Origin of the sequence: Gilliamella sp. ESL0405 (assembly GCF_019469205.1) — a bacterium.
Taxonomy (GTDB): domain Bacteria; phylum Pseudomonadota; class Gammaproteobacteria; order Enterobacterales; family Orbaceae; genus Gilliamella.
In genome coordinates this window covers 290,295-313,351 of sequence record NZ_CP048265.1, presented here as the reverse complement: position 1 = coordinate 313,351, position 23,057 = coordinate 290,295, and the positions used below count along the sequence as shown (strand labels likewise).

At 37.0% G+C, this 23,057-nt stretch carries 16 protein-coding genes; 8 read left to right on the top strand and 8 right to left on the bottom strand.

Translation table 11 applies throughout. The annotated features are described in order from the left end of the window. The first annotated feature begins 79 nt into the window (after window positions 1-79). A complete protein-coding gene (aroB, locus tag GYM74_RS01440) occupies window positions 80-1,159 on the top strand; it encodes a 3-dehydroquinate synthase (protein ID WP_220218730.1) in 1,080 nt (359 codons plus the stop codon). A gap of 93 nt (window positions 1,160-1,252) precedes the next feature. Here the strand turns inward: aroB and GYM74_RS01435 are convergent, their stop codons facing one another. Genes GYM74_RS01435 through GYM74_RS01425 form a run of 3 tightly spaced genes read right to left on the bottom strand, consistent with a single transcriptional unit; the run spans window position 1,253 to window position 5,530 of the window. Beyond that, window positions 1,253-2,467, bottom strand: coding sequence for an OFA family MFS transporter (locus GYM74_RS01435; protein ID WP_220218729.1), 1,215 nt, complete (start codon window positions 2,465-2,467; stop codon window positions 1,253-1,255). After that, complete coding sequence (locus tag GYM74_RS01430) at window positions 2,451-4,907, bottom strand: flavocytochrome c (protein WP_220218728.1); 2,457 nt, start codon at window positions 4,905-4,907, stop codon at window positions 2,451-2,453. The genes GYM74_RS01435 and GYM74_RS01430 overlap by 17 nt, the downstream gene beginning before the upstream one ends. Next, entirely contained in the window at window positions 4,904-5,530 is a 627-nt protein-coding gene (locus GYM74_RS01425; protein WP_220218727.1) for an NADPH-dependent FMN reductase, read from the bottom strand. The genes GYM74_RS01430 and GYM74_RS01425 overlap by 4 nt, the downstream gene beginning before the upstream one ends. Window positions 5,531-5,773: 243 nt before the next feature. On the opposite strand from GYM74_RS01425, the gene GYM74_RS01420 reads away from it, so the two are divergent. Continuing rightward, window positions 5,774-6,730, top strand: coding sequence for a LysR family transcriptional regulator (locus GYM74_RS01420; RefSeq protein WP_220218726.1), 957 nt, complete (start codon window positions 5,774-5,776; stop codon window positions 6,728-6,730). A 16-nt stretch (window positions 6,731-6,746) separates the two neighbouring features. On the opposite strand, the gene GYM74_RS01415 is transcribed toward GYM74_RS01420, so the two are convergent. Then, entirely contained in the window at window positions 6,747-7,667 is a 921-nt protein-coding gene (locus GYM74_RS01415; protein WP_220218725.1) for an FAD:protein FMN transferase, read from the bottom strand. 328 nt (window positions 7,668-7,995) lie between these two features. Here GYM74_RS01415 and GYM74_RS01410 point away from each other — a divergent pair, with 328 nt between their 5' ends. Then, the gene (locus GYM74_RS01410) at window positions 7,996-9,081 is read left to right on the top strand and encodes a 3-deoxy-7-phosphoheptulonate synthase (protein ID WP_220218724.1); all 1,086 of its coding nucleotides are present in this window, start codon (window positions 7,996-7,998) and stop codon (window positions 9,079-9,081) included. A 51-nt stretch (window positions 9,082-9,132) separates the two neighbouring features. On the opposite strand, the gene purL is transcribed toward GYM74_RS01410, so the two are convergent. Continuing rightward, complete coding sequence (gene purL, locus GYM74_RS01405) at window positions 9,133-13,035, bottom strand: phosphoribosylformylglycinamidine synthase (RefSeq protein ID WP_220218723.1); 3,903 nt, start codon at window positions 13,033-13,035, stop codon at window positions 9,133-9,135. Window positions 13,036-13,398: 363 nt separating this feature from the next. Here purL and GYM74_RS01400 point away from each other — a divergent pair, with 363 nt between their 5' ends. After that, window positions 13,399-16,116, top strand: a complete 2,718-nt coding sequence (locus GYM74_RS01400; RefSeq protein ID WP_220218722.1) for a DUF2339 domain-containing protein — start codon at window positions 13,399-13,401, stop codon at window positions 16,114-16,116. Between the two features lie 194 nt (window positions 16,117-16,310). On the opposite strand, the gene glnS is transcribed toward GYM74_RS01400, so the two are convergent. The 3 genes from glnS to GYM74_RS01385 form a co-directional block, all read right to left on the bottom strand. After that, window positions 16,311-17,987 (bottom strand): glutamine--tRNA ligase, encoded by a 1,677-nt coding sequence (gene glnS, locus GYM74_RS01395; protein ID WP_220218721.1) that lies wholly within the window; start codon window positions 17,985-17,987, stop codon window positions 16,311-16,313. A gap of 477 nt (window positions 17,988-18,464) precedes the next feature. Next, on the bottom strand, window positions 18,465-19,808 hold the full coding sequence (locus GYM74_RS01390) for an ATP-binding protein (protein WP_220218720.1): 1,344 nt from the start codon (window positions 19,806-19,808) through the stop codon (window positions 18,465-18,467). Continuing rightward, window positions 19,805-20,533, bottom strand: a complete 729-nt coding sequence (locus GYM74_RS01385; protein WP_220218719.1) for a winged helix-turn-helix domain-containing protein — start codon at window positions 20,531-20,533, stop codon at window positions 19,805-19,807. The genes GYM74_RS01390 and GYM74_RS01385 overlap by 4 nt, the downstream gene beginning before the upstream one ends. A gap of 159 nt (window positions 20,534-20,692) precedes the next feature. Between GYM74_RS01385 and GYM74_RS01380 the strand changes: the two genes are divergently transcribed. The 4 genes from GYM74_RS01380 to GYM74_RS01365 are packed head-to-tail and all read left to right on the top strand — an operon-like array spanning window position 20,693 to window position 23,027. Then, entirely contained in the window at window positions 20,693-21,421 is a 729-nt protein-coding gene (locus tag GYM74_RS01380; protein ID WP_220218718.1) for an MtnX-like HAD-IB family phosphatase, read from the top strand. Between the two features lie 13 nt (window positions 21,422-21,434). Next, on the top strand, window positions 21,435-22,268 hold the full coding sequence (locus GYM74_RS01375) for a carboxylesterase (RefSeq protein ID WP_220218717.1): 834 nt from the start codon (window positions 21,435-21,437) through the stop codon (window positions 22,266-22,268). Next, the gene (locus GYM74_RS01370; protein WP_220218716.1) at window positions 22,268-22,624 is read left to right on the top strand and encodes an EamA family transporter; all 357 of its coding nucleotides are present in this window, start codon (window positions 22,268-22,270) and stop codon (window positions 22,622-22,624) included. Before GYM74_RS01375 ends, GYM74_RS01370 begins: the two co-directional genes overlap by 1 nt. Before the next feature lies 1 nt (window position 22,625). Beyond that, on the top strand, window positions 22,626-23,027 hold the full coding sequence (locus GYM74_RS01365; RefSeq protein ID WP_220218715.1) for a multidrug efflux SMR transporter: 402 nt from the start codon (window positions 22,626-22,628) through the stop codon (window positions 23,025-23,027). Window positions 23,028-23,057 lie beyond the last annotated feature (30 nt).

The following is a 23,057-nucleotide window of genomic DNA, read 5'->3' as shown; positions in this document are numbered from 1 at the left end:
AATGATTCTATGTTGCGCTGCCACATTTTTATCGCTAACATGCAACAATATATCGACTTTGAATTGTCCGGAAATCATCATGCAAAAGATCTTAAATGTTGCCCTCGAAAACCGCAGTTATCCTATTACAATCGGTGAAAACCTCCTGTCCCAGTTTCAACCATTTAAACTCAAAGCAGGTCAACGAGTTCTTATTGCAACCAATGAAACTATCGCCCCATTGTATTTAGCTACGTTAACTGAAATGTTGGAAAAAAGCGGCATTAAAACAGATTCTGTAATTGTTCCTGACGGTGAAAAATATAAAACCATGGAAACATGGAATACCATGCTAACTGCCTTATTAGCTAATAATCATACCCGTAGTAGCACACTTATTGCGCTCGGTGGTGGTGTGATTGGCGATGTAGCGGGATTTGCAGCCTCTGCTTATCAACGTGGTATCAAGTTTATTCAAGTTCCAACAACGTTACTTTCACAGGTTGACTCCTCTGTTGGCGGTAAAACGGCTATTAATCATCCGTTGGGAAAAAATATGATTGGGGCATTTTATCAACCGCAATCTGTTGTCATTGATCTTAATTGCTTAAAAACCTTACCTCAGCGTGAACTGTCAGCCGGTTTAGCTGAAGTGATCAAATATGGCATTATTTTAGATAGTGCGTTTTTTAGCTGGTTAGAGCAGCACATTGATGATCTATTAAATTTAGATGTTAATGCATTAAGCTACTGTATTTATCGTTGCTGTGAACTTAAAGCGCAAGTTGTCGCCGCTGATGAAACTGAACAAGATATGCGAGCAATTTTAAATCTTGGCCATACTTATGGTCATGCAATTGAAGCTGAACTTGGCTACGGTAATTGGTTACATGGTGAAGCAGTTAGTGTGGGAATGGTTATGGCAGCTCAGAGCGCTGCCCTATTGGGTAAGCTTTCTGTAACGGATATTGATCGCATCAAAAATTTACTGATTAAAGCGAAGTTACCGATTACTAAACCGGCGCAAATGTCAATTGAATCCTATATTCCGCATATGCTTCGTGACAAAAAAGTCTTGTCTGGCAAACTTAGATTGGTTATTCCAACTAAAATTGGTCATGTGGAAGTGATTGACGGCATAGATAAAACTATCGTGTTAGAGTCAATTGCACGTACTTAAACGCTACGTTGAAATTAGCTTATCTGCAATAAAAAAAACAGGAGTACAATTGATGTACTCCTTTTACTTTATATTTTGCTAAGCAAAATTACCTTATCTTTTTTTAACCCATTTATAAATCATATTTAATACTAAGCCAATAAATGCAACCCCAATTGCCACATAAAAGGCGTTAGTATAATTTCCACCGTTATTGGCCAATATATCTGCTGTTAATTTTGGCGCAAAGAAAGCAGCCGATGAGTAGCCAATAAAGATAACACCATAATTCACGCCTTGATTAATCGGGCCATAATTTTCCATTACCATTGGTGGAAAAACGCCCATAACACCACCAAAACATAAACCGAGTGCAATAATACCTATGGCAAAGCCAATTTGAGAAGGGATAAATAAGAATGAAACAAAAGCTAGGATGATAACTGAAAAAATGATATCTAACGTTTTGTTACGCCCTAGTTTGTCTGATACCGTTCCCCATACCACTCGCCCGGCACAATTACTTAATGAATACAAACTGACATAAAATGCCGCAATAGCTGACGTTAATCCGAACATTTTTTGCCCAATGCCAGATGCATTTGAGGCTATCATTAATCCGGAGAAAGCGCCGGCACCTAACATAAAAAATATGAGGTAAAAATATGGCGTTTTAAGCATCTGTTGCCAATTTTTATTCACAATAGCTTTAGCTTGTTGATTATTGGCCGGTGTCCAACCCGCAGGTTGATAGTTGGCGGGCGCAACTTTAATGAATAAACTTGCTATGATAATGACAACCATATAAGCAAAGCCTAAAAACTTAAATGCACTAAGCACATCATAGTGTTCAATTAAAGCATTTCCGATAGGTGCAGCAATAATTGCTGCACCGCCCATACCGGCGGTAATAATACCGGAAGCAAGCCCTCTTTTGTCCGGGAAAAATTTAATGGTATTACTTAAACATCCCGAGTAAGCAAGTCCTTGCCCAAAACCGCTTAATAAACCATAGGTAATATAAAGCATGAAAGGCGAGGTAACAAAACCAGTCAATACAAAGCCAAGCGCAAAGAGTAATCCACCTAAAACGCTCGACCATTTTGCCAGTCCCTTATCAGTCAAAAAGCCACCGAGAATCATTGGGATCGGACCGACTGCCGAATTAATTGCAAAGGCAGTCATGACCTCTGACATACTCCAACCTTTTTCGATACTTAAAGGACCTGCAAACACGCTGAAAGCATAAATTGCACCGGTACAAAGTAAAATAGAGGTTGATGCAATGAGTATAAGCCATCGATTAGTATACTTATTTTCCGTCACCATAATTAGACTCCATTCTTGAACTTAAATCCTTTAATGCTGTTTTTCCGGCAATTCGACCAAACGTAAATATGTCTGTTAATGAATTACCACCGAGTCTATTACCTGCATGAATTCCACCTGCGACTTCTCCGGCAGCATATAAACCAGAGATTTTATGCCCGGCTTCATCAAGCACATGTGTTTGGGTATCAATTTTTAGTCCGCCCATGGTATGGTGCACTGCCGGTTTTCTTGGCGTGGCATAAAATGGGGCAATTTCGACTTTTAAATCGAACACATCTTTACCAAACTCAGGATCATATTTTGCGTCGACATAGGCGTTATAATTGGTAATTGTCTGTTTAAACACTTGCGCATCCATACCCAGTTTTTCGGCTAATTCCTCTAAAGTATCGGCGCAAAACAGTGTGCCAGCGGCAATTTGTTTTTCAATTTTTTCTTGCGAGGTATTATAAGCTGTCTTTTTAATGGCCTCATCGGCGATTAAGTAAAATAATCCACCATTATCAATAGCTGCTTGGGTTAGCTTATCCCGGCTACCATACTCATTAACAAAACGCTTACCTTGTTTATTAACCATAATAAAATTTTGTGGCGGCACTTGTAACCCACTAAACAAAGCACCGGTGTCAGGGTCAGAAACAGGCATCATTTGTGAAAATCCCATACCAACTAAATCAGCACCAACACTTTGTCCTAATAGAATTCCATCACCAGTAATCGCAGGAGAGTTCGAGGTCTTGATATCATCATCAATTTCAGTCCAATACGTGTTGTACTGTTTGAGCATTTTGGTATTGGCGCCAAAGCCACCAGAAGCCAGAATAACCGCCTTAGCTTCCACGGTAACTTTTTTATTATTCAGACCTTGACCAATCACACCACAAACATGTCCATTATCGACAATTAACTCTTTAACGGCTGTATCAGTAATGATGATGCCACCATGATCTTCGACATATTTTTGTAACGCAGAAACATACGCATAACCTTCGCTTTTTAAAGGTTTATGACCTCTACGCCATAACGCGCCAACGGGCATAGTCACATCATGTTTATCAAATTCAACGCCAATATCTTCGAGCCATTTAACTGATTCTAGCGCTTCATCAGTTAAGATTTTAACGAGGTCATATTGACCATAAATCACATTACCGAGCTGGTCTGTTCGTTTACCACCCAGATAAGTTTGAATTCGGTGAAGCAATGGCGAATCAAACAAGTAACCGGTTTTATCTTTATTTTCTGCTAAATAGGCATTAATTTGATCTTTTAAAGCTTTAAAGTCTGCCAGATACTCCGGATCAATCGTCGTTTCATCAATAGCGACGATTTCTGATAGCGTGTGGCTTTCTCCAGCAATAGCATTAAACGTGTTTTGCCATTTAGGATTTGCCGCATTCATTGGTCCCCCTGTTCGAACGGTATTACCGCCAACAGCCGGGAATTTTTCAACCACAATGACCTTTTTACCTTCTTGTAAAATACTGGCTGCTGCTGATAAACCAGCACCTCCGGCACCCACGACAACCACATCGGTGGTATATAGCGCATCACTATTATCAACTGCACTTGGGGCTTTCGGTCTTTTTCGTAACACATCAGGATTAGCGCCAGCCATTTTAATTGCTTTGGCAACCCCATCAATCACCCCATTACTGGTTACCGAAGCACCCGATATAAGATCAACATTGAGCGTTTGACCTTCCAGAATTTGAGACGGAATACGTTTAAATACGACATCGGCAATACCTTCTGATTCGCCTTGCGTATCAATATCGATCGATTCAATGCGATCGCTCGATAGGGTAACAATCATCGGCAAATCGCCATTATGTCCCGGTGCTGTCACGCTATATTTTCCCGGCTCATAGCTGATTTCTTCAGGAACATTAAGTAAGTTAACAACTTGTGTGAAACGTAAGAAACGTAAAAAACAGCTATCGAGAAAATCAATGGTACGTTCAGATTTCAAATTGCCCTCTTCATCAAAAGCTTGATGAGCGCGCCCGAGTAAAAATTCAGACCCCGGCATCACCGTAGCATTCACGCCTGGCGCATCAAGAATTTGACGCAAATGAAGTTGTGCTCGTGATGATCCTTGCACATCATAAGATGCACCAACAATCATAACGGGCTTACCGTCAAAAGGATGTAAATTGAAAGACAACCATTCAATAATACTTTTCAAGGCTGAAGGTATAGAGTGATTATGCTCTGGCGTGGCAATAATCACGCCGTCTGCTTGCATAATCTTCTCATTAAAATTTTGAATAACAGGGCTATTAGATTGATCATCTGTTTCATTAAACATTGGCACATCGGTCAATTCTAATAGTTCAATTTCAGCTTTGTTGGCAAAATGTCGTTGCATAAATTGCAGCAACATACGGTTATAAGACTCTTTAGCATTCGTGCCTACAATTCCGATTAATTTCATGATGATGCTCCTTCTTCTGCCGCTTGTTTCCAACTAAATTTTTTATTTTGTTCAGTATTAAATTTACCTGTTTGCAGTAACTTATTTGTTAATTCCACAAATAATAAAAATTCATCGAAACACTCATCCAATTCTTTAACTTTATCGGCATAAACAAGATTACCTTGCTCATCAAAAGCTTGTAACGATTGCCCTAGCAAAAATTCCGAGCTAGGCATAATACGTGCTTTTAATTCCGGCGCATCTAAAATTTGGCGCAAATGCGCTTGGGCTCTTGAAGAACCAAGCATGCCATGAGAGGCACCAACAATCATGACACATTTATTAATGAGAGGGCGAGTTGTATAAGAAAGCCATTCAATAACACTTTTTAATGCTGCTGTTATTGAGTGATCATATTCTGGCGTTGCAATTATGACTCCGTCAGCCGCCTCAATTTTATCGGATAACGCTTGAACTGCGGCCGGTGGTGTTTTATCACTTGGCTCATTAAATGCAGGTAATGATTTAATTTCGCACACTTCAATTTCTGCTTTATCGGCAAAATGCGTTTTCATAAAATGGAGCAATTTTCTATTAGTGGAACGATCGGAATTGGTCCCAACTATACCAACAAATTTCACTTTAAAACCTCACTTAGTACCTTTCGGCACAATTTTTTAATATCAATATTTTGTAATACAAATTCTTTCGCAAATGGCACAAAATGATAGAATCAATTATTGTTATTTTAAGTATGTTGACTAATGTGCAAATGATTATGTAAGCTAGTGTAGAACAGAAAAAAATATTTGTGAAATAGCTGATTAATTATAGACTTATAAGTAATTTGTTATAATTAAGTGGGATAGAGCGAGATAACTAGAATGGCTAAAATTAATTCACTTATTATGTTGCAATATATTGATGTTTTACTAAAGCACGGCAATTATACTAAAGCCGCCCAAAATCTGTATATATCACAATCATATTTAACCCAAACTATCAAAAAAATTGAAAGTGATCTGGGTACCGAAATTATCAACCGGCAGACAACACCGTTACAATTGACCGAAGCTGGAAAAATCTACTATGAATATCTTGCTTCATTAGTCGATAAACAAGAAACATTTAGAAAGAAAATCCAAAAATATACTGACAACAACTATACTGTTATTCAAATCGGTGTCTTACCTAGCTTAGGAACTTATTTATTACCGCTGTTTTTACCGACTTTTATGCAAAAGTTTCCCCATATAAAGATCGAATTACACGAATATGTCCCCAAAAATAGTGAAGAAAAAACCGAAAATCAAACACTCGATTTTTTTATCGGGCAAAACGCTGAAACGATTTCACCGAATTTAATCAGTCATAAATGTGGTAAACACTGTTACTATGCACTGATACCGGAAAGCTCAAAATTGTATCAAAAAAATGCCAAAAACATTGCTTATAATCATGAGTTTATGAAAGGTTTATTACAAGAAAAGCTGCTGCTAACTTCACACGGTTCCACCATTCGACATCAAATTGAATATCTCATTCAAAAATATAAAATCCAACCAAACATCATATTGGAAAGTAGTAATATTTTTACGATTGTTGAGCTTGCCAAAAAAGGGGTTGGTGTGACTTTTATACCGGAAAGTGTCAGCATCAATAATAAACCGGATGATGTTGCTTACAACTTAATTCCATTACCTTTGGAACTCATTTCACTGAGTTATTTTATTGCATACTCTGCCAATAAAACGCTTAGTGTTGCAGAAAAGGAGCTGATCAAACTTTTTGTATCATCTTTTGATAAAAAAGAACAGACCAATAATTTAAAAGTTAAATAAAACCAGTTAATTAAATTTAAATCAACAACCCTTTTGAGCTCGCAAATTCACGATTTACGGTCACAACCATTCCTTCGATATTTGCCATTTTGTTTATCCGCTGAATAACTTGTCTGGCATCATTGCCATACAGTTGTGTTGTCCAAATTTCGCCATCAAGCGCATGCTCGCTCACAATAGTTATACTTTCTACATCAGTTTGAACAGGATAACCGGTTTTGCTATCAAAAATATGGTGATAAGTTTTACCGTTATAACAAAATGTTCGTTCATAAATGCCCGAAGTTACCACCGACTGATTCTTGATTTTCAAAGCAGCAATGACATTGCCTCTGGCTAAAAATGGATTTTGAATGCCAACCTGCCAATATCCATCATCATGAAAAGGACAATCGCCAAAAGTTAATACATTGCCCCCTAAATCGATATAAGCTGATTTGGCATGTTGCTGTTTAAAAAACGCAATAATTATATCAGCAAAATAGCCTTTGGCTAATGCACCAAGATCAATTGCCATGCCTGGTTTTGTTAAAAATACCGACTGATTTGTGTCATCTAAGATAATGTCATTAGGATCAATGAGTTGTAATCGTTCGTCGATCTCTGCTTTTGAAGGATAACGTGCATCTGCAAATCCTACCCGCCAAGCTTGAATTAGCGGACCTATAGCAATATTTAAAAAACTATTTTCAGCCAAACTATGCGTTTTACCTATTTTGATGAGGGTAAAAAGATCTGATTGTAATTTTACCGGTTTGATACCGGCATTAAGATTAACTTGCATCAGTTCTGAACTCGAATTGTTAGCACTAAATCGGCGCTCATAGTCAATTAATCGCTTTTGAGCTTCGTTTAATATCTGTTGTGGGCTGTCATGCTGTAGCCAGATTTGAATTTTTGTGCCCATCAAATTAAGTACACACTTATCTTGATTCATTTTACTGATTCCTAGAATTAATCTTTCAACACATTATAGCGATAAAATTGTGAAAGCGATCTATTAGAATAAATGCACTAAACAAAGAACTAGCCAATCAAAATGTAAATATATCATTACACCCAATATCTCTAAGTCATTTTTTATCAGGTTATCATCTATAAAAAAGAGTTTAATTATATAGTTTAATCTATAAGAAATTCGAAATTATGTAAAATTCCAAAAATTTAGTTTACTGATATGTATTTTTGTGTTTACATAATGAGCGTTTATGTAATTAATATTTTACATATAAAATATTTGAATGATTTTAACAAGGAAAATAAAAATGTTAAAAGATACACTGAATAATGTCCGAATCCATGACGAACATATGTTGGTAACACCAGAAGAAATAAAAAAGCTTTACCCACTGTCAGTTGAATTAGAAAATCAAATTGCATCTTCTCGTCAAACGATTGTCGATATTTTAGAACGTCGTGATCATCGATTACTTATTGTTTGTGGTCCTTGCTCGATACATGATCCTGAGGCAGCAATAGAATATGCTCATAAACTTAAGAAGCTTGCCGATGAAGTTAAAGATAACCTATTTATCGTTATGCGAGTATATTTTGAAAAACCAAGAACGACTGTTGGTTGGAAAGGGATGATAAACGATCCCCATATGGATAGTTCGTTTGATATTGAACATGGTCTAAAAAAAGCACGTAAGTTACTTCTTGATATCACAAAAATTGGTTTACCTATTGCAACAGAAGCATTAGATCCTAATACTCCCCAATATATTGGCGATTTGATTAGTTGGGCAGCTATTGGAGCACGAACAACGGAATCGCAAACACATCGGGAAATGGCATCGGGTCTATCAATGCCTGTCGGTTTTAAAAATGGGACTGACGGTAGCTTAGATGTTGCAATTAATGCCATGAAATCGGCTTCAATGGGGCATCGTTTTGTGGGCATCAATCAACAAGGTCAAGTAACTGTATTACAAACATTAGGCAATCCACATGGTCATGTCATTTTACGTGGCGGCAAAACACCTAATTATGATGCTGAAAATGTCGCACTGTGTGAAATTCAAATGCAAAAAGCCGGGCTATTACCAAACTTAATGATCGATTGTAGCCACGCTAATTCAAATAAAGATTATCGCAACCAGCCAATTGTGGCCAACTCAATTATTGAGCAAATTGAACATGGCAATAACTCAATTATTGGTGTGATGATTGAAAGTAATTTGAATGAAGGGAATCAGTCTTCTGAGCAACCCAAAGAAAACTTTAAATATGGGGTATCAGTAACAGATGCTTGTATTAGTTGGGAAACAACTGATCAGTTATTACGAAAAATGGATACCCTTTTAGCTAAGCCACTTACTGACAGGCAAAAACAGCCACCTAAAATTTAATGGTTTTATGACCAATGATATAGTATCGCCGACAAAGTGTCGGCGATTTTATTATCCAAGTTGTTTACGCGCGTTACGGAATATGCGCATCCAAGGGCTATCTTCCCCCCAATTATCAGGATGCCAAGAATTGGTCACAGTTCTAAATACCCGCTCAGGATGAGGCATCATAATCGTTGCACGCCCATCTTGCGACGTTACCGCTGTGATACCATTTGGTGAGCCATTTGGATTAGCAGGATACTGCTCAGTAACTTGCCCAAAGTTATCGATATAACGTAAAACAATTAAGTTTGACGCTTCTAAATTAGCTAGGTGCGCTTCATCTTTCACTTCAACATGCCCTTCACCATGCGAAACAGCGATTGGCATATGTGAGCCAGCCATATCGCTAAACAGTAAAGAAGGACTTTGTTGGATTTGAACTAAACTAAAGCGTGCTTCGAAGCGCTCTGACACATTTCGCACAAAACGTGGCCATAACTGAGCGCCAGGGATAAGATCTTTTAAATTGGACATCATTTGACAGCCATTACACACCCCTAACGATAATGTGTCATTTCGCTCAAAGAACTGTGCAAATTCATTACGCACTTGTTCATTAAACAGTATTGATTTAGCCCAGCCTTCACCTGCACCTAGAACATCCCCATAAGAGAATCCGCCACAGGCAACTAGCGTCTTAAATTGATTTAGCGATACTCGACCTTTTAATAGATCCGTCATATGGACATCAATTGCTTCAAAACCTGCTCTGTCAAACGCTGCTGCCATTTCAACATGAGAGTTAACCCCTTGTTCACGTAAAATGGCAACTTTTGGTTTTATGCCTTTAACAATATAAGGAGCGGCAATATCATCTTGCAAATCGAAGGTTAATTTTACATTTAGCCCCGGATCGCTTTCATCTTGTTTTGTTTGATACTCTTGATCAGCACATTGCGGATTATCTCGTAAACGTTGCATTTGCCACGTCGTTTGTGCCCACCATGTACGAAGCGTTAAACGTGATTCACTATAAATGACCGCTGATTTATTTCGTACAATAAATTGTTGTCCAACTTTTGCTTGCCCCAGAAAATGAACTGCATGCGATAAACCAAAGCGATTAAAACAAGCCATGACATCATCTAAACGATCATTAGCAACTTGAATAACAGCACCTAACTCTTCGTTAAATAACGAGGCAATAAAGTCATGGCCTAGTGTAGTAATATCAACATCAATGCCACAATGGCCTGCAAAAGCCATTTCTGCTAATGTCACAACTAATCCACCATCAGAACGATCATGGTAAGCCAAGAGCATATCTTGAGCAACAAGGCTTTGTATTGCTTGATAGAAAGCGGCAAGCTCTTTGGCATCATGCACATCGGCCGTTTTTTGTCCTAAACTTCGATAAACTTGAGCGAGTGCGGTGGCACCTAACGCCTGATGACCTTTAGAGAGATCGATTAGCAATAACGTATTATCAACATTTGTGCTGAGCTGTGGTGTCACTGTTTTACGGACATCTTCAACTCGCGCAAAAGCTGAGATAATTAATGATAATGGCGATGTCACTGATCTTTGTTCGCCATTTTGTTGCCATGTTGTTTTCATTGACATGGAATCTTTGCCAACAGGGATCGCTAATCCTAAAGCCGGACACAGCTCTTCCCCAATGGCTTTAACCGCTTGATAAAGCCCCGCATCTTCACCGGGATGCCCCGCTGCTGCCATCCAGTTTGCTGAAAGCTTGATGCGTTTAATATCACCAATATTAGTTGCCGCTATATTGGTAATGGCTTCGCCTACCGCTAACCTTGCTGATGCGGCAAAGTTTAGTAATGCAACCGGTGCACGCTCACCCATTGACATAGCTTCACCATAATAACTATCTAAACTGGCGGTTGTTACGGCACAATCCGCTACCGGAACTTGCCAAGGACCAATCATCTGATCTCGAGCAACCATGCCAGTCACAGAGCGGTCACCAATGGTGATTAAAAATGTTTTTTCGGCAACAGTGGGTAAATGTAATACACGCTTTACAGCATCATAGAGATTTATGTCAGTAGTTGAGAAATTATCACCAGACGCTTGATAAGTTTTGACGTCTCTTAACATTTTAGGTGTTTTACCCAATAATACATCCAGCGGTAAATCGATCGGATTATTATTAAAATATTCATCATGTAACTTAACTGATTTGTTAGAAGTGGCTTCACCAATGACCGCATAAGGCGCTCGTTCACGTTGGCAAAGCTTATCGAACAAATCTAGACTATCAGGATGTATTGCCAGAACATAACGTTCTTGCGACTCATTACACCAAATTTCGAGTGGTGTCATACCGGGTTCATCATTCAAAATTTTACGCAATTCAAATTGACCGCCACAACCACCGTCGCTTACTAACTCTGGCATAGCATTGGATAAGCCACCAGCACCAACATCATGAATAAATAATATCGGGTTATCTTTGCCTAGCTGCCAACAACGGTCGATCACCTCCTGACAACGGCGCTCCATTTCCGGATTATCACGTTGAACGGAGGCAAAATCGAGATCGGCATCAGATTGACCCGATGTCATCGATGAGGCTGCACCACCGCCTAACCCAATATTCATTGCTGGCCCACCTAAAACAATCAATTTAGAGCCAGCAGGAAACTCGCCTTTTTGAATGTGTTCACGACGAATATTTCCCATTCCTCCAGCCAGCATAATCGGCTTGTGATAACCACGCAGTTCATAACCGTTATAACTGTTAACGTGTTCTTCATAGGTACGGAAATATCCCAACAATGCAGGTCGACCAAACTCATTATTAAATGCCGCCCCACCTAATGGGCCATCAATCATAATATCAAGCGCCGTCACAATGCGATCTGGTTTACCAAAATCTTGTTCCCACGGCTGCTCAAAGTTGGGGATACGCAAATTAGATACGGAAAAGCCTACTAAACCGGCTTTAGGTTTTGCTCCACGCCCGGTTGCGCCTTCATCGCGAATTTCACCACCACTTCCGGTTGCCGCTCCCGGCCAAGGTGATATTGCTGTTGGATGGTTATGGGTTTCAACTTTCATCAAAATATCGGCATATTCTTGATGATATTGGTAAGTTTGATTCTCACTATCAGCAAAAAAACGCCCGACTTGAGAGCCGTCCATAACCGCTGCATTATCTTTATAAGCAGATGAAACATAGTCTGGCGTTTTTTCAAATGTATTTTTGATCATCTTAAATAACGATTTAGACTGTTTTTGACCATCAATAATCCAATCAGCATTGAATATTTTATGTCGGCAATGTTCTGAGTTAGCCTGCGCAAACATGTAAAGCTCTACATCCGTTGGATTGCGATTAAGTTTTTGGAAGCTTTCAACTAAATAGTCGATTTCATCAGGTGCTAATGCTAAACCTAGTTTAACATTTGCTACTTCCAAAGCCTTACGACCTTGCGCGAGCAGATCAATGGTAGTAACAGGTGCTGGTGATTTAACTTTAAATAATAATTCTGCTTGTTCCAAAGAAGTTAATACCGTTTCCATCATGCGGTCATGAATGAGTGCCAAAAAATCACTTTTTTGTGCCGCTGTTAATGATGAATCAACTTGAACATAATAGGCAATGCCACGTTCTATGCGATGGATTTGGGTTAAACCACAGTTATGCGCAATGTCGGTGGCTTTAGAAGACCATGGTGAAATAGTTCCTGTTCTTGGGGTAACTAAATATAGCGTTTTGTTGGATTTATCCAAAATATCAATTTGAGCGCTTTTAGGACCATATTGTAATAATCTTTCGAGCGTTGCTTGTTGAGTTGAATTTAATTCCTCAACTAAATCAACAAAATGCAAATATTGCGCCTCAATATTGATAACAGGAATCGATTTTTCACGGCATGCGGATAGGATTTTACTAATACGAAATGCAGATAAAGCAGAAGAACCAGCTAAAATTTTCATGCTAAGTACTCTTTTTAAGCCAAAACAGGTAAAAATAGAGCAATATTATAAAAGAAAGTCAATGAGCTGGCTATAATTAAAACAACAGATATTTTTTCTAAAAAGTGTCTGGTTTTATTAATCGATGCTGATAAATCTAATACAATATTGTATATATTGCTTTGCAATATTTTGTAGTCAAAATACTTTTAGTTACGCTCTTTAAGCGACTTAATATTATTAGGTAAGTATGAAATTTAATCATTCTATTGAGTAATTAAGGATTTACTGTAGATTAAGATAAAAAATTAGCCTCTTTTCTAACTAATAATTAAAACAAAGATCATTCATTAGTACCCATTCTAAAATATAAGGAATAATAAAGTGGAGTTTATTTTTGCTTTACTCGTTTTTATAATCATCATTGTTTTACTTTGTATTATTGCTTTTTTGAAACAGTATATTACTGTTCAACAAGAACAAGTGGCTGAGTTACAAAAAAAGCTATCACAGCTTACGCTAGAGAATATCGTTGCAGATAGAAACAATTGTAAGCCGTTAGATTGTGCAACTTTAGATAAACAATCACTATCAATGACCTCACAAATAGATAGTACTAACAAATCCAGTCAAATAGCCACAGAGACAAAGATTAATCATCACGCCTCATCTATAAATAGTGATCAAAATAATAAAGCGGCAAATAAGCTCAATAAATCTCATCGAGTAGTTAAAACTAGTTTCAGTTATAAGCTCTTTAGTTGGTTTATCATCGGAAATAAGATTACTCAACTGGGTATTGCGATACTTTTTTTAGGATTGAGTTCTTTATTTAATTATATTTTTCAACATCAACAAATTACCCCTGAGTTAATAATTTTGGGTGCGTTAGTTATCAGTTTTGGTTTATTAATAATTGGTTGGAAATTAAGACATAAACGTAAAATATATGCCGCTATTTTACAAGGTGGTGCCATTGCTATTTTATACCTTATTACCTTTGCCGCCTACCTATTGTATGGATTTATACCATTAACACTGGCTTTTCTATTGTTAGTACTGATTTGTGCAGTGAATATTTTATTTGCTGTTTTACAAAAAGCGCAAACTTTAACTTTCATTGCGTTTATCGGTGGCTATCTGGCGCCCATGGTTTTATCCAATAGCTTGGATAATTTGATTGTGTTATTTAGCTATTATCTAATATTATCAAGTCTTATTTTGGTTATTAATATTATTCAATCCTGGCGAATCCTTATTTTAATTGGTTTTTTCTTCTCTTTTATTCCACAAATTTTCATATTAAAAGAGCACTTTCGTCCTGAAATTTATACACAATGGCAGATATATATCATTGTTAATATGCTAATTTACGGTATTTTGGCGACTTTATTACCTTTGACAAAAACGCAGACGCATCAACGTCATCCAAATTGGGGTGATTTTATTTTACTATTTGGTACACCATTGTTAGGTTTTATTTTGCAATATTCCATTACCTGTCAATGGCAGTTTGGACCATTAGTCTCAGCATTAGCTTTTGGCCTTTTTTATATTATTGGCGCTTATCTTATATTTCGTCTGTGGTTAACATCTGAAAAAAACCTCTTTTTATCATGGCTTGCTATTGGTGTTACCTTTTGCTCACTCATCGTACTATTCGTCGTCGATATGTCTTTAACTTCTTTGGTTATATTACTCGGTGGAAGCGCAGTGGGCTGGATAATGTTAACTAAAAAAAGCTATCGTATGGCTGCATTAAATATCATTATTATTTTCATAAGTTTCATTTATACATGTGGGGCTATTGAAACGACAGAGTCTAATAATATTTTAACCATTTCAATCTTGAGTATAACTAGCTTAACTTTATTAATTAACGGATGTTTATGGCATTATTATGCAAAGAATATCGATTATGTTATGTTTATTAAAATAGGGTATTTAGTTTTTACAATAGCAATATGGATTGCAATGATAGCAATTAGCGCAGCTATAATTACCAATTATAATATGCCATCAATACTTATGCCTTATCTGTTAGGCTTTACAGTATCAACTTGGTTATGGTATTTACTTGGCAAGATACTTAATTGGCAAGCGCTCAGGTATTCAGTCTTTATTTTATGGTTTGTTATACCTTCAATATTGTTGTTTAGTAAATTCTATCACTACTACTATTTAAATTTTGATATTTGGAATTTAGTTTGGGTTATTGCCCTAATTAGTTGTTACTATTATTTAGATAGTCTTAAAAAATTGACCACCAATAATAATGTTCAATCAGCAAATCAAACTATTCATGTATTACTTATTTTATTGCATCTTAGTTTATTTTTTATGATTTTAATTGGATTCTATCGTGAGATAATGCATTTAATTAATCAATTAGTAGAATGTTATTCGCTGAAATGGTGCATTATCATGACTTGTGAAAGTTGTATTATTTTAATTTTCTATCTACTCATTAAGTACCAAACCACGGCAAAACAATCACTTTTGAAATATTATTGGACAGTCGGTCTACTGCCTGTCGTTATCTTGATAGTATACCAGTTGTCCGTAGGACTTATCTTGAGTAGAGATATCATTCACGGTTATGTTATCCCAATATTTAATCCATTAGAGGCCTGTGCCATTTTTGGCATAATAATGCTCAGCATTTGGATAAAAGTTAAGGAACATATTTTACAATTAGATACGGATAATATTTCTTTGAATACTTCAAAGATACTACTTAACTTGCTTATTTTTTTCTGGGTAAATAGTATTTTACTGCATGCTTTAGCCCAAGCAACAGATACAGTTTGGCCAGCTCTTTATTTATGGCAAGATAATCTCATACAGGTATCAATTTCACTATTTTGGATGTTAAGTGCAGTGATATTAGTCATCATTGGCAATCATTTTTCAAAGCGGAGTATTTGGTATACCGGGGTAAGTATTCAAGCGATAGTTATCATAAAATCGATATTTGTTGATTACAACGAACTCGATAGATTGGCCAATGCATTAGCCTTTATTGGCCTCGCTTTGTTTATGTTGATTATTGGTTATTGTGCACCATTACCTTCCGAAAACAACGCTAAGGATAAAGAATAAAATTAATCATAAAGTAATCAACAGGGGGCAGATGCGTTATTAACGTGTCTGCCCAATAGATATCGTCAATGGAAGATTAACCGCAAAGGTCTTATGCGATCAGCAATTTTTATCTCAAACAAAATTTTTTTAAATTTGTTTAATAAAAAATTGAAAAAGAAAAATTGCCGACATCGGTCGGCAATGATTATAAATTATGCTACGTTAGAGCTATCTCTCAAACCTACTGTTCGATTAAAGACTAAATGATCTTCAGTTGCATATTTACTGTCTAAACAAAAGTAACCTTCACGTTCAAATTGATATGCTTGACCAACTTTAGCATTTTGTAAGTTTGGCTCAACAAAGCCTTGTTTGATTTCTAAAGAAGCTGGGTTAATAGTGGATAAGAAATCTTCCGCAGCTCCCGGATTTGGCGTATTAAATAAGCGATCATATAGACGGATTTCAGCCGGTTTAGCAAATTTAGCTGACACCCAATGAATAACCCCTTTAATTTTACGACCGTCTTGCGGATTTTTGTTTAAGGTATCGGGATCATAACTACAAAAAATAGTTTGAATATTGCCTTGCGCATCTTTTTCAACTCGATCAGCCCGAATGACATAGGCATTACGTAAACGCACTTCCTTACCTAACACTAAGCGTTTGTAATTTTTGTTTGCTTCTTCTCTAAAATCGGCACGATCAATATAAATTTCACGAGTAAATGTCACTTCTCGATTACCTAATTCAGGACGATTAGGGTGATTTGGGCAGCTAAGGACTTCATCAATAGTATCGGAGAAGTTTTCAATAACAACCTTAACCGGATCAAGGACTGCCATTGCTCTAGGTGCATTTTCGTTAAGGTCTTCACGTATACAAAATTCTAATGTACTCATTTCGACAGTATTTTCTTGTTTAGTGACCCCTATACGACGACAAAACTCTCGAATCGAAGCAGGTGTATAACCACGACGACGAAGACCCGATACCGTAGGCATACGTGGATCATTCCAGCCATCAACTATTTTTTCTGATACCAATTGAGTTAATTTACGTTTTGAAGTAATTGCGTACTCTAAATTTAATCGTGAGAACTCATATTGATGAGGTCGAGCTTCAATTGTAATATTATCTAATACCCAATCATATAAGCGACGATTGTCTTGAAACTCAAGTGTACAAAGTGAGTGAGTGATATTTTCAATCGCATCAGAAATACAGTGAGTAAAATCATACATTGGGTAGATACACCATTTATTACCGGTTTGATGATGTTCAGCAAATTTAATTCGATAGAGCACCGGATCACGCATCACAATAAACGGCGAAGCCATATCAATTTTGGCTCTTAGGCAAGCTTTCCCTTCAGCAAATTTGCCTTCTTTCATTTGAATAAATAGCGCTAAATTTTCATCGATACTTCGATCACGGTATGGGCTATTTTTACCCGGCTCAGTAAGCGTACCGCGATACTGACGAATCTCATCGGCTGAAAGTTCATCTACGTAAGCAAGCCCCTTATTTATTAGCTCAATGGCATACTCATAAAGTCGATCAAAATAATCAGATGAGTAACAGATTTCACCGTCCCACTGGAAACCTAACCAACGTACATCTTCTTTGATAGATTCAACATATTCAATATCTTCTTTAGCCGGGTTGGTATCATCAAAACGTAAATTACATTTACCCTGATAATCTTGGGCTATGCCAAAATTTAAGCAGATTGATTTAGCATGACCGATATGTAAATAACCATTCGGTTCAGGCGGAAAACGGGTATGCGTGGTTTTATATTTTCCAGCAGCCAGATCGGCATCAATAATTTGACGTATAAAGTTAGTTGGACGAGTTTCAGTCTCTGTCGGTAGTGAACCGCTCATAAAAAACCTCTGATTATTTGTTTACTAATGACGAATTTAAACTTAGTTTTGTCATCTTTATCATTTTGACCAAAGAATATAACAAATTTTTTGTTTTTCTGAAATGGGAAAACCGGGTATTTAAATTCGCTCAAATATTTTTTGCTTAAACACCCCCATTTTCTGAAACTTCTTGTCAAGAATAATATCTAATGCATCATTCTTAAATATTGTTGATCATACTTTTAATTGTGCGTAACTGACTATTTTTACTCAAAACGATTGAGTGTTACTAAGCGATAACAATCGCATATGAGTGACGTTTTTTGACAAAGCGCATGGCTGCAATCCTAACTGAGTTAATAGCTGGCGATAATAAAAAACACTATTTAATTTTGCGTTTTTATTTGTCATTAAGCCCACAAAATAGTCAGCAAATCACTATTTTGACTCGGTTTGGTTGATGAGCTATTTTAGACTCATGACAATAACGATAGCTTACTCATCACCCGATTTTAAAGAAACAACAAATCTGGCACCACCCAGCGGGCTGGTGACGACAAAGGCTTTACCACCATGAAATTCTGCCATTAATTTTACATAAGCTAACCCAAGACCATATCCCCCCGTTGAACGAGTTCGACTGGTATCGAGTCTAGCAAATGGCATAAAGATTTTTTCACGGGCATCAAATGGGATCCCGGCACCGTCGTCATCAATTTCAAAAATGACTCTATTTTCTTGTTTAGATATATTTAATACCGCTTTATGCGCTGCATACTTAAACGCATTGAGTAATAAATTTTTAACAATCGTTTCAACAAGGTTTATATCAACGCTAGCCCGTGCATCTTGGCAATTACAGGCTAATTCAAAACCTTGCGGTTTAAATAATTCTAGCGATTGGCAAATCTTTTCGCCTAACTGTTTTAACGAGACAGTTGTATAATTTAATTCGATATTATTTTGATGCATCTTAAAGTAACTTAAGCTGGCATTAATCAGCGTTTCAAGTTCATTAATATCATCACTTATCCCTTTTTGAAGCTGTCGCTTTTCCTGCTCATTATCACTTTCTTCAAGCATACTTAATTCAAAACGCATTCGTGCCAAAGGTGTTCTTAGCTCATGCGCCATAGCATGAGAAATGGTTTGATTGGTACTCACTAAATGTTCGATATGGGTTCCCATGTTATTGAGAACATTGGCGAGTGGTTTAAACAACCAGCCTTTAACATTATGAGTTCTAGCCTTTAAGTTACCTTGTCCGAGTTGCTCAGCGGTTTGTCTAATATGGACTAAATCTTTCCACACTGCGCTAAAAGCAAAATAGATTAAAATAAAAAAGACTATTGCGCTAAACAGCGCCCAAATAATAAGAAAGACACTTAATGACATGGTATTTGATTCTAAAATATCACGCATTAAAATAGGCCCCAATTGGAGTATATTGCCATTATTGAGATCCATATACACCACCTCTTTGTCGCCATCATAAGCAAAATCGAGTTGCTCTAATTCTTTTTTTATCGAATGAGGTAATGGCGTTTTGGCCGATAACACTTTTATTGGATAACCAAAATAGGGCTGTAATTCGTTTACCACTTCTTGCAGAGGTTTATCTTTGTTTTCATCAATTTGTTTGCGAATCAAGTTAACGGTACCACGCTGTGATTCACGAAACACAACATGGTCATCGGGCATATCAGTTAATGATGAAGGCAATGAGTCGAAAACTAATAATGCACCATAGGCAATGACACATTGTAATGAAAGTAAGATAATAAGATAAAATACGATACGACGATTGAAAAATAGCGGTTTAGCTAATAGTTGTCTCAATGATTATCTCCCTCTCGCATAAATAAATAACCTTTACCCCGAACAGTTTTGATTCGTGACGGGTTATCCGGATCATCAAGCAGTTTGCGACGTAATCTTGAAATACGTGCATCAATCGATCGGTCACTACCATCAAAATCGATTCCTCTGACTTGCGAAAAAATATCATCGCGCGACAAGATTTTGCCGGCATTGCTGGCTAATAACCAAAGTAGATCAAATTCTGCTGTAGTCAGATCGATCTCTTGATTATCGAGTAGTACTTTGCGATTTTCACCGTCAATAATCAGATTATCAAAGATTATGGATTTATTGTTTAATGTGATAACTTGATCTTTTGCGTTCTCTTTATCAGATTCAATTTGTTTGCGACGCAGTAATGCTCGAATACGGGCCAGCAGTAATCTTGGCTCAATCGGTTTTGCCAGATAATCATCAGCACCTAACTCTAAACCGACAATTTCATCGATATTATCTTCGCTAGCTGTCATGATCAAAATATAATTGGTAAACCATGTTCGTATATCTCGGCAGATATCAAAGCCAGACTTTTCGGGTAACATCACATCTAAAATGACCAAGTCGGGATTGATTTCCTGGATTTTTTCTTCAGCACCTTTACCACTATTATGCCAATCAACAAGATACCCTTGTCGAATTAGATAAACTTGAATTAAATTGGCTAGCTTTTCGTCATCTTCGATGATTAATATATGTTCACTCATTAGTCTTTCTCATTACCGTAGCTTGTACTTAGAGAGACTCTATTATACAGGCAATTTTCTGCTCGTTACAAAATATATACAAAGAGGCTACAAAGTTTAATGCAACTCTATGAGAAAATTTGCGCCAATATATTTAAATAGGCTATTTTTATTTTAAACATGAATAATTTTTCATCAATTGCAAATCATCTTTTTTCTCCAGCTTATGCACAACATCGAACTCCGATTGTATTGTGTGATTTCGATGGCACAATCAGTGTTAAAGATGTCACTGATACTTTGCTAAGCCATTTTGGTCAAGATGGCTGTGATGAGCTTGAAGAACTATGGGTTAGTGGCAAAATTGGTTCACAAGAGTGTATGAGTAAACAGATCGCACTAATGGATGCCAGTTTAGAAGAGCTTAACGAAGTTTTGTCGCAAATTGAAATTGATCCGGCGTTTAAATCCTTTGTTGATTATACCGAAAAAAATAACATTCCGGTGCATATTGTCAGTGACGGCTTAGATTATGCAATCGAATTTGTGTTAAAACGCCACGGTATTGAGAATTTACCGATTTTTGCCAATAAATTATTGCATGATAATGAGCGAAGCTGGCGTTTAGAATTTCCTTATGCAAATAAGGACTGTATCAAACAAAGTGGTAATTGCAAATGTAATCATGTCAAAAAACAGCAATATTTTCCACAAATTCTGTATGTTGGCGACGGAACATCTGACTATTGTGTGTCTCATCATGTGGATTTAGTTTTTGCCAAAGACAAACTTATTCAATATTGTGAAAACAATAACATTGAGCACTGTGCTATTAAAAGTTTTGCTGATGTAACTGAAGCGTTAAAACAGTCTCAGCAAGCGCTTATCCCAGTTATGATGGTAAAATGATACAGGAACAATAATGAGTACAATTGAAGATTTATCTTATTTTTTACCAGGCAATAAAAATGGCGTGCTTTTAATTCATGGATTAACCGGCACACCTAATGAGATGCGAATATTAGCTAATGGTTTACATAAAGCAGGATTCACAGTTTATGCCGTTCAATTAGCTGGCCACTGTGGTACCGAAGAAGATCTTTGTAAAACAACATGGCAAGATTGGTATAAAAGTGTGCAAGATGGCGCAGATTATTTGGCTCAACACGTAGATAACCTATTTGTAGCAGGATTATCCATGGGCGCACTGCTGGCACTTAAACTTGCCGCTGATAGACCAAACCAAATTAAAGGTGTTGGCGTGTTGGCTCCAACATTTTATTATGACGGTTGGAGTATGCCTTTTTGGGCAAAAAAATTCTTCTTTTTGTTGGTCTATTTAAAAAAACTTGGCCTCTTTCAAAAAGTCTCTTTTATCGAAAAACCACCTTACGGTCTGAAAGATGAAAGAATTCGTGCGGTAGTTTCAGAAAGTATGCTAAGTGGTGATGCGGCATCAGCAGGACTTGCAGGCAATCCTTTTCCGGCATTAGCAGAAATGCAATTATTAGCTAAAAATGTACGTCAAGCACTGCCTAAAGTTACATCACCTTGTTTGATTATGCACTCAGGCAATGATGATATTGCCAATATTGATACTAATGCCAGATTGGTTGAAAAAAAGGTATCGGGATCCACAAAATTAGTTGTACTCAATGATAGTTATCACTTAATTACTATCGATAGCCAGCGCCGTGAAGTTATCAAAGAATGTGCTTCATTTTTCAATGAAATTGCGCAAGGAACAACAGCATAATGACACCTTTAGTTATCTTCCTTTGGGTCAGCAATATCTGTTTTGATACTTTGGGGCAAGTTGCCTTTAAATATGCAGCGATATCGCCAAACAATCGAGATGGTTGGTATTATTGGATTGATTTGGCTAAAAATCATTGGATTTGGATCGGTATCGTCTCGTATGTTGCAGAATTTTTATTGTGGCTAGCATTTTTGACCTTAGTGCCATTATCACAAGGTGTACTGCTTGCCTCGTTTAATATTATTACCATAATGTTAGTCGGTCGAGTGCTGTTTAAAGAATTACTCACGTTTTATCGCATCATTGGTATGTTACTAATCACAGCCGGTGTGATCTTTGTTGGGATGTCTTAATATGGCTAGATTCTATTTGATTGGTTTTACCGTCCTTCTATTTTTTGACACTATTGCGCAATGTAGCTTTAAATTAACAGCTATCCACGCTCAACCATTGGCAATGAGTATTGAATGGTTAGTAAGAGTATTTACCAACCCATGGATATATATATCCATTGCCGGGTATGTACTAACGTTTTTCACTTGGATGACGTTATTAAAAAAGGCGCCGGTAGGACCAGCTTTTGCCGCCTCTCATTTTGAAGTCGTTACGGTAATGATTGCATCGATTTGGTTGTTTAATGAACAAATCACTTTATATAAATTGATTGGCACCATACTGATTATTTCGGGAATTTTATTTTTAGCCCTAGCTGAAAGTCAGATAGCTAAGCAAAATAAAGATAACCATTCACACTAAATTCAAATCTTAAAGATAATAATGTCGGCG

Bases quoted from the DNA above. Each gene is read 5' to 3' on its own strand.
- GYM74_RS01435 (WP_220218729.1), bottom strand. From the start codon at position 2,467: ATGGTGACGGAAAATAAGTATACTAATCGATGGCTTATACTCATTGCA.
- GYM74_RS01420 (WP_220218726.1), top strand. From the start codon at position 5,774: ATGGCTAAAATTAATTCACTTATTATGTTGCAATATATTGATGTTTTA.
- GYM74_RS01380 (WP_220218718.1), top strand. From the start codon at position 20,693: ATGAATAATTTTTCATCAATTGCAAATCATCTTTTTTCTCCAGCTTAT.
- GYM74_RS01415 (WP_220218725.1), bottom strand. From the start codon at position 7,667: ATGAATCAAGATAAGTGTGTACTTAATTTGATGGGCACAAAAATTCAA.
- GYM74_RS01375 (WP_220218717.1), top strand. From the start codon at position 21,435: ATGAGTACAATTGAAGATTTATCTTATTTTTTACCAGGCAATAAAAAT.
- GYM74_RS01410 (WP_220218724.1), top strand. From the start codon at position 7,996: ATGTTAAAAGATACACTGAATAATGTCCGAATCCATGACGAACATATG.
- GYM74_RS01370 (WP_220218716.1), top strand. From the start codon at position 22,268: ATGACACCTTTAGTTATCTTCCTTTGGGTCAGCAATATCTGTTTTGAT.
- glnS (WP_220218721.1), bottom strand. From the start codon at position 17,987: ATGAGCGGTTCACTACCGACAGAGACTGAAACTCGTCCAACTAACTTT.
- GYM74_RS01385 (WP_220218719.1), bottom strand. From the start codon at position 20,533: ATGAGTGAACATATATTAATCATCGAAGATGACGAAAAGCTAGCCAAT.
- GYM74_RS01430 (WP_220218728.1), bottom strand. From the start codon at position 4,907: ATGAAATTAATCGGAATTGTAGGCACGAATGCTAAAGAGTCTTATAAC.
- aroB (WP_220218730.1), top strand. From the start codon at position 80: ATGCAAAAGATCTTAAATGTTGCCCTCGAAAACCGCAGTTATCCTATT.
- purL (WP_220218723.1), bottom strand. From the start codon at position 13,035: ATGAAAATTTTAGCTGGTTCTTCTGCTTTATCTGCATTTCGTATTAGT.
- GYM74_RS01365 (WP_220218715.1), top strand. From the start codon at position 22,626: ATGGCTAGATTCTATTTGATTGGTTTTACCGTCCTTCTATTTTTTGAC.